Origin of the sequence: Curtobacterium sp. MCLR17_051 (assembly GCF_003234395.1) — a bacterium.
Taxonomy (GTDB): Bacteria; Actinomycetota; Actinomycetes; order Actinomycetales; family Microbacteriaceae; genus Curtobacterium; species Curtobacterium flaccumfaciens.
On record NZ_QKTA01000010.1, the window covers coordinates 60,684 to 76,064 of the forward strand.

Genomic DNA, 15,381 nt, shown 5'->3' on the forward strand with positions numbered 1-15,381 from the left:
CCTCATCGCCCTGGGCCCTGATCGAAGCGCCGACCGACCACCACTGCGGGGTTTCCACTCACAACTGATCCCTCGGGAACGTCGCCTTGGACGAGCGACATGGGGCGAACGAGAGCAGAACGGCCGATAGCGGAGCCCCCCAGGATCATGCATCGAGAGGTGACCCAGACGCCATCCTCGATGCGGATCGGCCGAGTCAGGAGGGCCATGTCTCGGCGATGAGCATGGCTGCCGGTGGTGATCAGCGTCTCCTGCGAGATGACGACATCGTGCCCGATTTCCACGAGATCTTGGTTGTGAAGCCAGACGCCCTCGCCGATCCAGGAGTGATCTCCGATCCGAAGCTTCCACGGGAAGCGCACCCGGGTTCGGGGTCGGAAGACGACTCCGGACCCAATTTCGGCACCAAATCGACGAAGCACCGCGACACGCAGCGATGACGAAATCTGCCATGGGTTCGTGACGAAGAGAAGCTCCGCGGCACCCCAGGCGTAGACCATCCACTTCGGCCGGTCCCAACTGGTTCCTTCGCCGGGGGCGGAGGCGAGTGGGATCACCGGTGGTTCAGCGCCGGTTGTCATAGCATCGTCTCCCCTCGACGCCGCGAAAACTCCTCAGCGCGCTCACGATCCTAGCGAGGACGATGAGGCGAAACACCTTCAGCTCCGCTGCTGCCTGCGCGCTTTGTCGCCGGTGAGGAGGTCTTCGATCGCTTCGTCCATCGCGGCAGCCATCGCCTCGATGGAGAAGCTTGATGCCCTCGCGGACAGCGCTCGACGCAGCCCGTCCATCTGCTCCGAATCCTGCGTCATGCGCTGCATTGTCGTGGCCAATTCGCTCGCAATGGGAGGGACCTCGACGGCGCTGACCCCTGGAACGAGGTACTCGTATTCGGGCGCGTGGCGCGTACCAGACGTCGTCACGATCGGAAGCCCGAGAGCCATGCTCTCGACAGCGATGAGTCCCACCCTCCCCGGGTTAAGAAGAGCGGTCGCAACACGGGCGATGGTGGCCTTGCGCTCGTCGTCTACGTACCCGAGCATCTTGACCTGCCCACGAAGTCGGGCCGGTGCGAACAGATCCTCCAACTCGCCGTGGCCACCGACGACCAGTTGAACGTTCGAGCTCGTTTGCCAAAGGTGGTCAAGAGCGGCTACCACCAGGTCGATCCTCTTGCTCTCATCCAGCCCGCCGATCATCGCAAAGACCGGTCCCGACCCGACGCCCAGAGACACTCTGGCGTTGGCCTCGGGCATCGTCCTTTGTCGCTCGACCGCTCGTCGCAAGCCTCGAACGTCAACCGTGTTGTTGAGGGCGGTGACGTTTGAGGGGTCGGCACCGAGCTGGACAGCGGTGGTTGCGCCGCCGTCGGTGTAGGCCAGAACGTGGTCCGCGTGGCGGACCTGCCATCTCTTCAGCATCGCCACGAGCCAGCTGTCCTCTTTCACGTAGGCCCCCACGTGCCCCCACACGCCGACCCGGATCCCGCGCGAAGCGAGGGCGCGGTAAGAGTCCAGCGAGCTCGCCGAAAGTTCGACTATGACGGCGTCTGCGGACTTCCAGACCTGTGCAGCAGACGAGAATCTCACTCTGAGCGGACCTGCGTGCAGGGAGCGGGTTCGTAGCGTCGCTTCTTCGACCCCTCTCACATGTGTTGCGTCCCCTCGCTGCAACTGAGTTCGGTCCGGTTCACCAGCGGCGATTACCAACCTGTGCCCACGCGATGCGAGACGCTTCGCAAGCTCGACGAAAAGGGGTACCCGGTACGCAGGTATGTAGGGCTGGACGATCACGACCTTCGCCACCAAGCCTCCTTGCCTCGTCACGGTTGACAAGAGACTCTCACGTCGGAGTCCTCCGCGGGCGGGTTCGGCCATGTGGCGCGCTCGTTCGCGAGCGGCTGTTATGTTCTGCGAGTGGAGAACCGCCTCTCGGTCCTGTTCGTCGGCATCAATTACTCTCCGGAGAGCACGGGGATCGCCCCGTACACCGCTGGGCTTGCGCGCGAGCTCGTTTCGCGGGGGATGAGGGCTCGCGTGATCTCTTCCTTCCCGCACTACCCGCAATGGGCTTTCCACGAGCGCACGCCGCCGCGATCTCGCGTCGGCGATGAAGAGGGGGTGCGAGTTGAGCGGCGTCGGCACAAACTCCCGTCTCGACCGGGCGGGATGGCTCGTGCTCTCTCCGAGCTTTCCTTCGGTCTCGCTGCCGTGACTGCTCGGTTCGGCCGACCCGACGTCGTGGTTCTCGTGTCTCCGGCGCTGATCTCCACAGCGATCGCGCTCCTGAAGGCGAAGTTCATCACCCGTCGTCCCGCGGTGATCTGGGTTCAGGACCTTTACACGTTGGGTCTACGTGAGCTCGGGGGGGCCAAAGCCGGGCTCGCCGCCAGGATGATCGGGTCTCTCGAGCGGTGGTGTCTTCGAGCGGCGGACCGTGTGGTAGTCATTCACGAGCGGTTCCGCGACACACTCGTGGAGGAGATCGGGGTCCCGTTCGCTGCCGTCGCTGTCGTGCGGAACTGGTCGCACCTCGAGGACCTCCCTTCCGCTGATCGAGACCAGGTGCGGAGGCGGCTCGGATGGGCGCCTGACGAGTTCGTCGTCCTTCATGCCGGGAATATGGGGGTGAAGCAGGGTCTCGAGAATGTCGTCGAGGCGGCACGCTTGGCAGCTGGCGAGGAACGCTCTGTGCGGTTCGTGCTCCTGGGTGACGGGAACCAGCGGCAGAGCCTTGCCGAGCTCGCGCATGGCGTCCCGGCGGTGTCGATGGTCGGGTCGTTGCCGGACGCCGAGTTCCGGGACGCGCTTGGTGCGGCAGACGCGCTCCTTGTGAACGAGAAAGCCGGCGTCGCGGGCATGGCTGTCCCGAGCAAACTCACCTCCTACTTCAGCACCGGCCTTCCTGTCATCGCAGCGACCGACTCCGGAAGCGTGACGGAGAGCGAAGTGCTCCTCGCAGAGGCCGGTCTTGTGGTCCCTGCTGCCGACCCTCGAGCGCTGCTGGACGCTGCGGAGGAACTCGCGGCAGATCCGCGCCGCGCTCGCGACTTCGGCGAGAACGGACGGCGGTTCAGGGCCACCACCCTCGCGCCCCGCGTTTCGTTCGATACGTTTACCCGACTGCTGCGGGAGTTGGCCGCCGAAGGCGGCTCCTCTTTCAAGAAATCGGGGACTGTATGACCAAGCGCGCGCTCATCACGGGCATCACCGGGCAGGACGGCTCGTACCTGGCCGAGCTGCTGCTCCGAAAGGGGTACGAGGTGCACGGACTCATCCGTCGTGCGTCCACGTTCAACACGTCGCGGATCGACCACCTGTACGTGGACCCGCACAACCCCGATGCCAAGCTGTTCCTGCACTACGGAGACCTCGGCGACGGCGCGCGGCTGGTCAGCCTGCTCAGCGAGCTGAAGCCCGACGAGGTCTACAACCTCGCGGCGCAGTCACACGTGCGGGTATCGTTCGACGAGCCGGAGCACACCGGTGACGTGACCGGTGTCGGCACGATGCGCATGCTCGAGGCCGTCCGCGTGTCCGGTATCCACACGCGCTTCTACCAGGCGTCCTCCTCCGAGATGTTCGGCGCCACCCCGCCGCCGCAGAACGAAGAGACGCCGTTCTGGCCGCGTTCTCCGTACGGTGCCGCAAAGGTCTACAGCTACTGGGTAACGCGGAACTACCGCGAGGCCTACGGGATGTTCGCCGTGAACGGCATCCTGTTCAACCACGAGTCACCACGTCGTGGTGAGACGTTCGTCACCCGCAAGATCACTCGTGCGGTCGCTCGGATCAAGGCCGGCCTCGAGGACCACGTGTACCTCGGCAACCTCGACTCCGTCCGCGACTGGGGGTACGCCGCCGAGTACGTCGAGGGCATGTGGCGGATGCTGCAGGTCGACGAGCCGGATGACTTCGTGCTGGCGACCGGCGGCGACTTCACGGTCAAGGACTTCCTCACCACGGCGTTCTCACACGCCGGGCTGAACTGGGAAGACCACGTCCGGTTCGACGAGCGCTACCTGCGACCGAGCGAGGTGGACGCCCTCGTCGGCGACGCCTCGAAGGCCAAGGAGAAGCTCGGTTGGGAGGCGACCGTCGACACCGCCGAGCTGGCGAGGATCATGGTCGACGCCGACATCTCCGCCCTCGAGCACGAGGGCCGTCCCTGGATCGACACCGTTCGTCTCGAGAGCTGGGGTTCCTGATGACCACGACCGACTTCACCCCCGGTCCGATCGATCGAGCTGACCGCGTCTACATCGCGGGGCACCGCGGCCTGGTGGGTTCGGCGGTCTGGCGCAAGCTCGAGTCGGAGGGCTTCACCGACGTGGTCGGACGGACCTCGTCCGAACTCGACCTGAAGGACCGCGGCGCGGTCTTCGCCTTCTTCGCGGACCAGAAGCCGAAGCACGTCGTGCTCGCCGCCGCCAAGGTGGGCGGGATCATGGCGAACAACACCTACCCGCACGATTTCCTGAGCGAGAACCTGCAGATCCAGGTCAACGTGATGGACGCCGCGGTGGAGCACGGTGTCGAACGGCTCGTGTTCCTCGGCTCGTCCTGCATCTACCCGAAGATGGCCGAGCAGCCGATCCACGAGGACGCACTGCTCACGGGCCACCTCGAGCCCACGAACGACGCGTACGCCATCGCCAAGATCGCTGGCATCCTGCAGGTGCAGGCCGTCCGTCGGCAGTTCGGCCGCCCGTGGATCTCGGCGATGCCGACCAACCTCTACGGCCCGGGCGACAACTTCTCGCCGACCGGGTCCCACGTCCTGCCGGCGCTCATCCGCCGGTACGACGAAGCTGCTCGCAGCGGTGCATCAACGGTTGAAAACTGGGGGACCGGGTCGCCGCGTCGTGAGTTCCTGCACGTCGACGACATGGCGGCAGCGGTGTTCCACCTGATGGAGCACTACGACGGTGCTGACCAGGTCAACGTCGGCACCGGGTCGGACGTCACGATCAAGGAGATCGCCGAGACGATCGGCAAGATCGTCGGGTTCGAGGGCGAGACGGTCTGGGACACCACCAAGCCGGACGGGACCCCGCAGAAGCTGCTCGACGTGTCGAAGCTCGCGGACGCTGGATGGACGGCGCAGATCGGCCTCGAGGAAGGGCTCCGCAGCACCGTCGACTGGTACCGCGAACACGCGGACTCCGTCCGTCAGTGACGGGTGTGGGACGTACGGAACCGTAGGATCGCCTCATGTCCGACGCGCCCGAGTCGCGACGCACTGCAGTACGCCGGGGGTCCAGGGCCCGGATCGTCCTGTGGGTCGTCCTCGCCCTTGTCCTGCTGCTGATCCTCGCCGTCGCCTGGGTCGGTGTCCGCGGCATGCTCGCAAAGGGGCACCTGGAGCGGGCCGTCGGGGACGTCGACACCCTCCGGTCGCAGCTGACCAGTGGTGACACCGGCGCCGCGCAGAAGACCGCGAGGCATCTCGAGGACGAAGCAGCGTCGGCTCGATCACTGACCGGCGACCCCGTGTGGGGCGCGGCACAGTCCGTACCCTTCTTCGGGACCAACCTGCGGGCCGTGCGCGACATCTCGGTGATCGTCGACGACGTCGCCAGCGATGCCGTCAGTCCCGTCGCCGGCGTCATCGACGGCCTCGGGTCGGATTCGTTCGCGCCGAAGAACGGCAAGATCAATCTCCAGCCGATCGAGGACGCGCAGCCGGCGGTCGCCGAGGCTACGAAGACACTCGAGCAGGCTCGTGCCGACGCGGCGCGGATCGACACCAGCGGAACGCTTTCGCCGGTCACCACCGCCGTGGGACAGCTGCGGAACGCGCTGTCGTCAGCTTCCGAGCAGGCGGTGGCGGCGAACCGCATCGTGCAGCTCGCGCCGGCCATGCTCGGTCACGACGGGGACCGGGACTACCTGCTGCTGTTCCAGAACAACGCCGAGTTGCGTGCGGGCGGGGGCATCCCCGGTGCCGTGGCGCTCCTGCAGGCGAAGGACGGAGCGATCAGCTTGGGCAGTCAAGCGTCAGGGGCGTCGTTCGGACCCTACGACAAGCCGGTGCTGCCGCTGACCGCCGACACGCGTGGGCTCTACGGAGAAATCACCGGCGAGTACATGCAGGACGTCACGCTCACGCCGCGGTTCGACGTCTCGGCGAAGCTCGCGCGGGAGATGTGGAAGCAGCGGTTCGGGCAGCAGGTCGACGGCGTGCTCGCCATGGATCCTGTGACGCTGAGCTACCTGCTCAGGGCGACCGGCCCCGTGCAGCTGCCGACCGGCGACACCATGACCGCGGACAATGCCGTCCAGCTGCTGCTGAGCGACGTGTACGCCAAGTACCCCGACCCGGTCGTGCAAGACGCGTTCTTCGCGTCCGCCGCCAGCGCGGTGTTCGACAAGGTCGCGTCGGGCGGGTTCGACACGAAGGCCTTCGTGTCTGCGCTGACCCAGAGCTCCAATGAGGGCCGCCTTCGCCTCTGGAGCGCCGACAAGGCGGAGCAGGGCCGGATCAGTGGGACACCGGTCGCCGGAGAGCTGCCGACGGCGACCACAGACTCGAGCCAGTTCGCCGTCTACCTGAACGACGGCACCGGCTCGAAGATGGACTACTACCTCCAGAAGCGTGTCTCGGTCGGCAGTTCGGTGTGCCGGAAGGACGGGCGACCGACATCTGTCGTCCAGATCACCATCAAGAACACGGCACCGGCCGACGCGGCGACCAGCCTGCCCGCGTACGTCACCGGCGGCGGGAACTTCGGTGTGGAGCCCGGCAAGATCAAGACCCTGCTCGCCGCGTACGCACCCGAGAACGCGATCTTCCTCGGGGCCACAAAGGACGGCAAGACCACTCCGGTGCAGACAGCGACCGACGGCGGGCACCCCGTGGCCCAGTTGCAGACCCTGCTCGCCCCCGGCGAGAGCCTGACCTACCGCGTCGCGTTCCTGGGGGATGCGAAGTACGCGAAGGCTCCGGTGCAGGCGAACTCGACTCCTGGCGTCCGCCAGACCGAGACGAAGCCGCTCACGTTCGACTGCGAGCAGCCGCTCGCCGCCGGCTGACAACGGAAGCTCCGCAAAGCGAACCGAGAGGGTGCCCCCACTCCGAGGGGCAACGGGCTCACCTGTCCGGGTGCAAAGGTCCTTCATTGGACGCACAGCGTGCTCCAGTTCGCCCTATCAGGGCCTCCCACCTGGGGTTTCTGATGCGTGAAGCCTCGATCGGCCGACGGTAGGGTCGTGCGACGGGCAGGTGACGTGGATGAACACACGTCGACCAATGAACAAAATCCACGTGATCTGGTATCAAGCTGGGAAACTCCGCTAGATTGAGACAACTTCGCCATAACAACCGCCATTTCTGTGGCTGGGGTCAACCACCGGCGAACAGCGGGCTCTGGGTGTCAGGGTCTGGATTTTCAGATCTTTAGGGGAACCATTCATGAAGAAGCTCATCGCAGCGGTGGTGCTGGCTGGCGCCGCACTGCTCGCCACTCCGGCCGTCGCCAACGCCGCCGGCTACACGCCTGACTCCGACGTCTCCGTCTCCGGCTCCGCCGTCGCCGGTGGCACCGCTTCGGTGAACTTCACCGAGGGCGCGTTCCAGGACAACGAGACCGTCAACGTCCAGGTCACCGGTGCCGGTGCGGTCACGCTCGGCGCGCTGCCGACCACGACCGTCTCGAAGACCTACACGGCCGCTTCGGATGGCTCGCTCGACGTCAACGTCACGTTCCCCCAGGGCGCCTCGGGCACCTACAACCTGACCGCCACCGGCGCCACCTCGGGCGTCGTCGGCTTCGCGGCCTTCACCGTCGCCCCGGCTGACGCTGCTGCGGTTCCCGCAGCTGGCGCCGGTGCGGGCAACGGCACCGACGGCACGCTGGCCTTCACGGGTTCGACCGTCTCCGCCCTGGCCCTCTGGGTCGCCGGCGGCGCAGTCGTCCTCGGTGGTGGCCTCCTGCTGGTCCGCGGCTCGGTCCGCCGCCAGCGCGAGTCCGTCTGAGTCTCGACGCACTGAACGAAGCCCCCGGAGCATCTGCTCCGGGGGCTTCTTCGTGTCCGGAGATCGTCCTCAGCGACGCCGGGCCGCACGGCTGAGCAGCAGGACACCCACCACGGCCCCCAGGAGCGCCCCCACGCCGTTCGCGACGACGTCGTCGATGGTCGCGGTGCGGGCGGGCAGGAACAGCGCCTGACCGGTCTCGATGCACGTGCTGACGACGAGCCCCGCGGCGATGGCGGCCCACCACCAGCGGGCACCGGCGAGCAGCACCACGAGCAGGCCGAGCGGCACGAAGTAGACCACGTTCGCCAGGGACTCAACGGTGGCGTAGTCGATGCGCTCCGGCAGGCCGTGCCGGTGCGCGGCAGCGAGGACACGGGTGAGCCACGGGGCCCCTGCAGCGTCGACGGGGGAGCCCCAGAACCCGACGAGCGCCAGGGCGACGCCGTAGGCGATCGCGAGCCCGGTCGCGAACCGACGGCTGCGCCAGGTGGCCGGGGCGCGGTCGTCGACGCGGGGCTTGTCGGAGGTCACGTGCCGACGCTAGCGAGTCGCGCCTCCAGGCAGGTGTCCGCACCATCTCGTCCCCCGATCCCGGCAATCCGGAAAACGAGTACCCCGATCCTGGCGCTGTACCCCGGAAGTGCGACGCACCTGCCCGGAAATCCGGGGCTGCCCGATGGATGGCATTGACGAAACCCGTGAATCGACGGGCCTGGCTGGCGATCCCCTCGGCACTTCTCGTAGCGTTCTGGTGTCAGCAGATGTACCCCGGATCGTGAAGGAGAGCGACATGAGCATCACCGTGAACAACGCGACGCAGGCCGAGGTCACCCTCGACACCGACACCGTGGACACCATCGCGATCCTCGAAGCCGATGCAGCGCTCTCGTCGCGTCCCAAGCGCGCCAAGGTCACCTGGGTGCAGGAAGACCAGGGCGAGTGGATCGCCGGCTACGGCGGGTACTTCGGCGGCAGTGTCGACAAGCGCGACGACCGCTACGTGGCCTCCGACACCTTCGGGCTCGTCGTGGGCAAGTTCTCCTCCCTCGAAGAGGCACAGACCAAGCTCGAGGACCAGCTGCACGTCATGCTCCCGCCGGTCATCCGGCCGGTCGAGTGACGACGACGGACACCAGCTCCACGGGCGTCGATCGCGACGCCCGCACCACCCGGAACCACCGGCACCACCCAGTACGCAGCACAGCACGAAGGAGCAGCACCATGAGCACGACCGTCGCCCACCGCCAGCAGGCCGAGGTGACCCTGGACACCCAGACGATCGAGGTCATCGCCGAGATCGAGGCCCAGGTCGTGGCTCCCGTGCAGGCAGCCCCTGTCCGCATCTCGTGGGCCCAGGCCGACACCGGTCTGTGGGTCGCGAACTACGGCGGCTACTACGGCGGCACCGTCGACCGCCAGGGCACCCACTTCTTCGTCTCCGACACCTTCGGTGAGTACGTCGGGGACTTCCGGTCCCTCGACGAAGCGAAGGCGCGTCTGTCCGAGCGCCTGCACGTGCTGCTGCCGGACGTGATCCGTCCGACCGAGTGATCCACTGCTGATCGCTCGCTGATCCTCGAACCCCCGCCGGCCTGCCGGCGGGGGTTCTTCCGTGCGCCCGGGGCGCGAACGGGGCGCGAACGGGTCGCGACGACGGGCCGTGGCGCTTCGTGGCGTGCCGGATGCGGCGTGACCCCTGAACGAGTGGTCCCCCCTATTGGGGACCCGGATTGTCCCCATCCGAACACGAGGAACTGCCAGGATCAACCTGGCGCCAACGACCGTTCTCCCTGATCCTCCGGTCGGTCTCGGTGCCCGCATCGTCTCGACCCGAAAGTGATCATGCAGCGTACGAACCAGGGCACCGCTGTGCCCAGAAGCCGTCCCGGCCTGCGCGCCGTCGCCATGCTCGGCGCCGCGCTCCTCGCCGGCGTCGGTCTGACCCAGGCCGTCGTGGCCGACCCCGCCGCCGCAGCCGGCGCGTTGTCCTGCGACCAGAACACGCTGTACGGCATCAACACCGCCGCGAACCAGCTCGCCGCCATCGACGCCACCACCGGTGCCGTCACGAACGTCACGAGCATGGCGCCGGGCGACAACGCCCTCGCGGTCGCCCGCAACGGTGTCGCCGCGTACGCGTCGATCAACAACGGCAACACGATCACCGGGTACGACGCGGTGAGCGATGCCCGGATTGCCGACGTGACCGCCGCGGACCCGAACGGCAGCCACCAGCTGCTCCGTGGTGCGATCAACCCGGCGACCGGCATCTACTACTACGCGAGCGGCGCGAACCCCGCGTACCTCGGTGCGTACGACACGAAGACCGGCGCGAAGATCGGCCAGGTCGGCACCATCGGCAACCTGCTCACCAACAAGAACGGTGACATGGCGTTCAGCACCCGCGGGCTGCTGTTCGTCGTCACCGGCAACGAGATCCGTCGCGTCGACACCGAGACGGTCCCGACGACCGCGGGCACCACGGCTCTGACGACCTCGAAGGTCGCGACCCTGCCGATCGACGCGAGCACGAGCGGCAGCCCCGGCATCGCGTTCTCGTCCGACGGCTACCTGTTCGCCTCGGTCGGCTCGACCATGTACAAGATCGATCCGGGTTCGGGCGCGCAGGTCAGCACGTTCACGATCGCGAACGGCTACTCGCCGAGCGACCTGGCGTCCTGCAACTACGCCAACACCCTGGCGGCGCAGTCGAGCGTCGACCAGCGGTGGAGTCCGTCCGACCAGTTCGGCCTGGCGGTGACCGGTGGCGGCGTCTCGACCGGCAACACGGCCACGACCAACGGCACGGCCGCCGGCACGCAGCCCCAGAAGGCGGGCGCGGTCCTGTCGACCCCGAACAAGACCTACACCGCCCGCCAGACGGCGGTGGGGACCACCGACCTGTCGAACTACACGACCACGTGGAAGGCCGTGAACCTGAACAGCGACGCGGTCGTCGCCAGCGGCACCGGCACCACGGGGACCTTCACGTTCCCGGCAGCCACCACCGCGGACGGCACGGACGTCCTGGTCACCTTCACGAACACGCTGCAGGCCACACACGTCACCACCAGCAGCGACACCGCCACGACGCCCACCGGCACAGCGCTGTCGGTGCCCGCATCCTCGGGTGTGCTCGCGAACGACCAGGGGACCGGCCTGTCCGTGGTCTCGAACACGACGCCGGCGCACGGCACCGCCACGGTCGCCGCCGACGGCTCGTACACGTACACCCCGGCCGGCGGGTTCTCCGGCTCGGACACGTTCCAGTACACGGCGAAGGACTCCTCCGGGCAGACCTCGACCAGCACCGTGACCGTCACCGTCGCACCGAAGGGCTCCGACGACGCCTACAGCGTGCACGCGGGCACCGTGCTCACGGTGAACGCCGCGGACGGCGTCCTGACGAACGATCGCGGGTCGGACCTGACCCTCACCGGTCACGGCCGGCCGTCGCACGGTCTGGTGAAGATCGCCGCCGACGGGTCGTTCTCCTACGGTGCCGAGAAGGGGTACTCCGGCCCGGACTCGTTCACGTACACCGCGAAGGACGGCTCCGGCGCGACCGTCACCGCGACGGTGCGGCTCACCGTCCTGCCGACCGCGACGGCCGATGCCGCCACCGCGACGGCCGGGTCGTCGACGACCGGCAACGTGCTCGACAACGACCTGGGCACCGGCCTGACGGTCACGGGCAACAGCACTCCCGCGCACGGTTCGGCGACGGTGCGTCCGGACGGCTCGTACTCGTACACCCCGGCCGCCGGGTTCTCCGGCACCGACTCCTTCACGTACACGGTGACCGACGGCAGCGGCGGGACCGACACCGTCACGGTGACCGTGCAGGTCGCCCCTGCGGCACAGGACGACTCCGTCAAGGTCGCCGCGGGCGGCACCGCCACCGCCGGCACCAGGGCGACCGGCGTGCTCGGCAACGACTCCGGCACCGGGCTCACCGTGGCGTCGAACACGTCCCCCTCGCACGGTGCGCTGACGCTCGACAAGGCCACCGGCACCTTCACGTACACGCCGGCCGAGGGCTACTCCGGCCCCGACGCGTTCACGTACACGGCGGTCGACGGCTCCGGTTCGCCGAGCACCGCGACCGTCACCATCACGGTCAACCCGACCATCGGCGCCGACACCGCGTCGACGGACGCCGGCACCCCGGTGACGATCGACGTGCAGGCGAACGACCGTGGTGCGGACCTCGAGACCACGATCGTCGCCGGCCCGTCCCACGGCACGGCCGTCGTCGCAGCGGACGGCTCGGTCGAGTACACGCCGACCGCCGGCGCGTCCGGCAACGACTCGTTCACCTACACGGTGACCGACGGCAGCGGTGTCACCACCGGTGCGGCGACCGTCACGATCACCCTGCGACCCGTCGCGACCGCCGACACGGTGTCGACCCGGGCCGACGAGGCGCTGACGATCGACGCCGCCACCCTGACCGGCAACGACCGGGGCACGGGGCTGACCGTGACCGACGTGACCGCAGGCGGGGCCGCCGGCAGCGGCACCGGCAACAGCACCGGCGAGACCGGCACCGGCACCGGCACCGGCGAGACCGGCGCCGCCCGCGGCACCGTCACCCTCGACCGTGCCACCGGCCGCGTCGTCTACACCCCGGCCGACGGCTTCTCGGGCACGGACACCTTCACCTACACGGTGGTCGACGGAGCAGGTCGCTCCACCACCGGCACGGTCACGGTCGTCGTCGGCCCCCGCGCCACGGCCGACACCGCCACCGCCACCGCCGGCTCGACGCTGACCGTCGCGAAGGGCGACGGCGTGCTCGCGAACGACCGGGGCACCGGCCTGACCGCGGCCGTCGACCAGCAGCCCGCACACGGCACGGTCGAGCTCGCCGCGAACGGCTCGTACACGTACACGCCGAAGGACGGCTTCTCGGGCACGGACACCTTCACCTACACGGCGACGGACCCCGCCGGTCGCACCACCACCGGCACCGTGACGGTCACGGTCCGCCCCGGCACGGAGCCCGACACCATCACGGTCGCGGCGGGCGGCAGCACCACGGTCACCTCCGGCGCCCTGACGGGCAACGACCACGGCACCGGCCTGACCGTCGTGTCCGTCACCGACGGCAAGAACGGCACCGCGACCCGCAACGACGACGGCACGATCACGTACACGCCGAAGGACGGCTTCTCCGGCACGGACACCGTCACATACACGGTGACGGACCCGTCGGGCGCCACGAACACCGGCACCGTGACGGTCACCGTCACCCCGGTCGCCGGTGGCGGGTCGACCTCGGCCGAGGCCGACGCCACCACCACCGTGCCGGCCGGCACCGGACTGCTCGACGGTGCGAAGGGCACCGACCTGGCGGTCACCGACCACACCAAGCCCTCGCACGGCGAGGTCACGGTCGACGAGGACGGCTCGTACACGTACAAGCCCGAGCCGGGTTACTCCGGCCCGGACGAGTTCGACTACACGGTCACCGACGGCTCCGGCGGGACGACCACGGGCACCGTGACGATCGTCGTCGCCCCGAAGGCCGCCGCGGACACCGCGACGACGAGCGCAGCGACCCCGGTCGCCGTCGCCGTCACCGGCAACGACTCGGGCACGAAGCTCGCCGTCACCGCCGTGTCGAAGCCGGGCCACGGCACCGCCACGATCACCGACAGCACGACGGCAGGCGGAACCGGCGGCGGCGCAACCGGCGGCCCGGCAGGTGCGAGCTCGGTCACGTACACGCCCGCCGACGGGTTCTCCGGCACGGACACGTTCACCTACACGGTGACCGACCCGACCGGCGGCACCGCGACGGCGACCGTCACCGTGACCGTCACGCCGACCGCGGTCGCCGACGCCCTGCGCACCGCGGCGAACACCGCGCTGCCGATCAGCGGCGCGACCCTGACCGGCAACGACCGCGGCACCGGTCTCGCCGTCACCGCGCACGGCCGCGCCGAGCACGGCACCGTGACCGAGGGCACCGAGCCCGGCTCGCTCGTCTACACCCCGGCGAAGGGCTTCTCCGGCGCGGACACGTTCGAGTACACGGTGACCGACGGCGCCGGACGGACCTCGACCGCGACGGTCACGGTCGTCGTCGGCGTCGCCGCGGTCGACCACTGGCACACCATGTCGACGAACCGCAGCATGCGCATGACCGCCGACAAGGGCGTGCTGGTCGGTGACTCCGGTCGTGGGCTCTGGGCCGCCATGGAGACGAAGCCGTTCAACGGCACACTGTCGCTCGAGAAGGACGGCTCGTACGTCTACACGCCCACGTCGAACTGGTCCGGTCGTGACTGGTTCACCTACTCGGCCAACGACGCCGACGGCACCGCGGCGTTCGCCCGCGTCGTCATCGACGTCGCCCCCGCCGCGAAGGACGACAAGGCCACGACCACGGCCGGCAAGACGGTCCGGGTCGCCGGCCACGGCGTGCTCGGCAACGACCACGGTGACGCCCTGACGGTCGTCGCGGTGGGTCAGGCCCGTCACGGCACGGCCTCCATCGCCGCCGACGGCACGTTCGTCTACACCCCGGCGAAGGGCTTCTCGGGCACCGACATCGTCACGTACCGTGCGCAGGACTCGATGGAGCAGCAGGTCGACGCCACCGTCACGATCACGGTCGGCATCGCCGCGGCGGACGACTCCGGGCACACCGTGTCCGGCACACCCGTCACCCGCGACGCCCGCCACGGCTTGCTCGCCGACGACCAGGGCACCGGCCTCACGGCGGCCCCGGCCCGGAAGCCCGCCCACGGCACCGTGACGATCCAGCGGAACGGCGCGTACGTCTACACGCCGGCCGCCGGCTTCACCGGCAAGGACACCTTCACCTACACGGTGACGGACGCCTCGGGGCAGACGGCCACCGCCACCGCGACCATGACCGTGGTCGCCGCGGCGGTCGCCACCGACGACTCCGCCACCGGGATCGTCGGACACCGGGTCGTCGTGGATCCGCTCGACAACGACTCCGCCTCCGGCGGTGCCACGTTCGAGCCGGGCACGCTGCACCTGCTCCACCCCGAGTCCGGCACACCGACCGACCGTGTGGTCGTCGACGACCAGGGCACGTGGACCATCCGCGACGGCCGCGTCGTCTTCACCCCGCAGGAAGGCTTCACCGGAACCACCTTCGTCGGTTACGAGGTCAGCGACAGCGCGGGTCAGACGGTCAGCGCGACCGTCACCGTCCGGTTCCCGACCGGGCTCGCCGCGATCGTCCACGGCACCGAGCTCGCCTTCACGGGCGTGACCGGGCTGGTCGGCCTCGGGCTCGCGGCACTCGCGCTCATGCTGGCGGGCGTGCTCCTGGTGACCCGACGACGGATCGCGGTCCGCGTCGCGCCGGGCATCCGCCGCAGCGCACGTCCGTAACAGGGCACCGGACAGGAGGCCCGG

The 15,381-nt window shown here is 68.8% G+C and carries 11 protein-coding genes; 8 read left to right on the forward strand and 3 right to left on the reverse strand.

Features of this window, described 5'->3' with window-relative positions:
- Positions 1-2 precede the first annotated feature (2 nt).
- On the reverse strand, positions 3-581 hold the full coding sequence (locus DEJ06_RS10195) for an acetyltransferase (RefSeq protein WP_111039212.1): 579 nt from the start codon (positions 579-581) through the stop codon (positions 3-5).
- A gap of 78 nt (positions 582-659) precedes the next feature.
- The gene (locus tag DEJ06_RS10200) at positions 660-1,805 is read right to left on the reverse strand and encodes a glycosyltransferase family 4 protein (RefSeq protein ID WP_181436774.1); all 1,146 of its coding nucleotides are present in this window, start codon (positions 1,803-1,805) and stop codon (positions 660-662) included.
- Between the two features lie 111 nt (positions 1,806-1,916).
- On the opposite strand from DEJ06_RS10200, the gene DEJ06_RS10205 reads away from it, so the two are divergent.
- The 5 genes from DEJ06_RS10205 to DEJ06_RS10225 all read left to right on the forward strand — a co-directional run bounded on the left by DEJ06_RS10205 (position 1,917) and on the right by DEJ06_RS10225 (position 7,977).
- Complete coding sequence (locus tag DEJ06_RS10205; RefSeq protein ID WP_181436775.1) at positions 1,917-3,182, forward strand: glycosyltransferase family 4 protein; 1,266 nt, start codon at positions 1,917-1,919, stop codon at positions 3,180-3,182.
- On the forward strand, positions 3,179-4,207 hold the full coding sequence (gene gmd, locus DEJ06_RS10210; protein WP_110864285.1) for a GDP-mannose 4,6-dehydratase: 1,029 nt from the start codon (positions 3,179-3,181) through the stop codon (positions 4,205-4,207). The genes DEJ06_RS10205 and gmd overlap by 4 nt, the downstream gene beginning before the upstream one ends.
- Complete coding sequence (locus tag DEJ06_RS10215) at positions 4,207-5,178, forward strand: GDP-L-fucose synthase (protein WP_111039215.1); 972 nt, start codon at positions 4,207-4,209, stop codon at positions 5,176-5,178. The genes gmd and DEJ06_RS10215 overlap by 1 nt, the downstream gene beginning before the upstream one ends.
- Positions 5,179-5,213: 35 nt before the next feature.
- Entirely contained in the window at positions 5,214-7,034 is a 1,821-nt protein-coding gene (locus tag DEJ06_RS10220; RefSeq protein ID WP_111039216.1) for a DUF4012 domain-containing protein, read from the forward strand.
- Positions 7,035-7,413: 379 nt separating this feature from the next.
- The gene (locus DEJ06_RS10225; RefSeq protein WP_110864288.1) at positions 7,414-7,977 is read left to right on the forward strand and encodes a hypothetical protein; all 564 of its coding nucleotides are present in this window, start codon (positions 7,414-7,416) and stop codon (positions 7,975-7,977) included.
- 69 nt (positions 7,978-8,046) lie between these two features.
- Here the strand turns inward: DEJ06_RS10225 and DEJ06_RS10230 are convergent, their stop codons facing one another.
- Complete coding sequence (locus tag DEJ06_RS10230) at positions 8,047-8,511, reverse strand: VanZ family protein (protein ID WP_084740580.1); 465 nt, start codon at positions 8,509-8,511, stop codon at positions 8,047-8,049.
- Positions 8,512-8,770: 259 nt separating this feature from the next.
- Between DEJ06_RS10230 and DEJ06_RS10235 the strand changes: the two genes are divergently transcribed.
- From DEJ06_RS10235 to DEJ06_RS10245, 3 genes are all read left to right on the forward strand, one after another.
- Positions 8,771-9,100: a hypothetical protein gene (locus DEJ06_RS10235; RefSeq protein WP_111039217.1), complete on the forward strand. Its 330-nt coding sequence runs from the start codon at positions 8,771-8,773 to the stop codon at positions 9,098-9,100.
- Positions 9,101-9,201: 101 nt separating this feature from the next.
- Positions 9,202-9,531 carry a hypothetical protein gene (locus tag DEJ06_RS10240; protein ID WP_258372434.1) on the forward strand — a complete coding sequence of 110 codons (330 nt, stop codon included), beginning with the start codon at positions 9,202-9,204 and terminating at the stop codon, positions 9,529-9,531.
- 318 nt (positions 9,532-9,849) lie between these two features.
- On the forward strand, positions 9,850-15,357 hold the full coding sequence (locus DEJ06_RS10245; protein ID WP_146245830.1) for an Ig-like domain-containing protein: 5,508 nt from the start codon (positions 9,850-9,852) through the stop codon (positions 15,355-15,357).
- Positions 15,358-15,381: the final 24 nt, after the last annotated feature.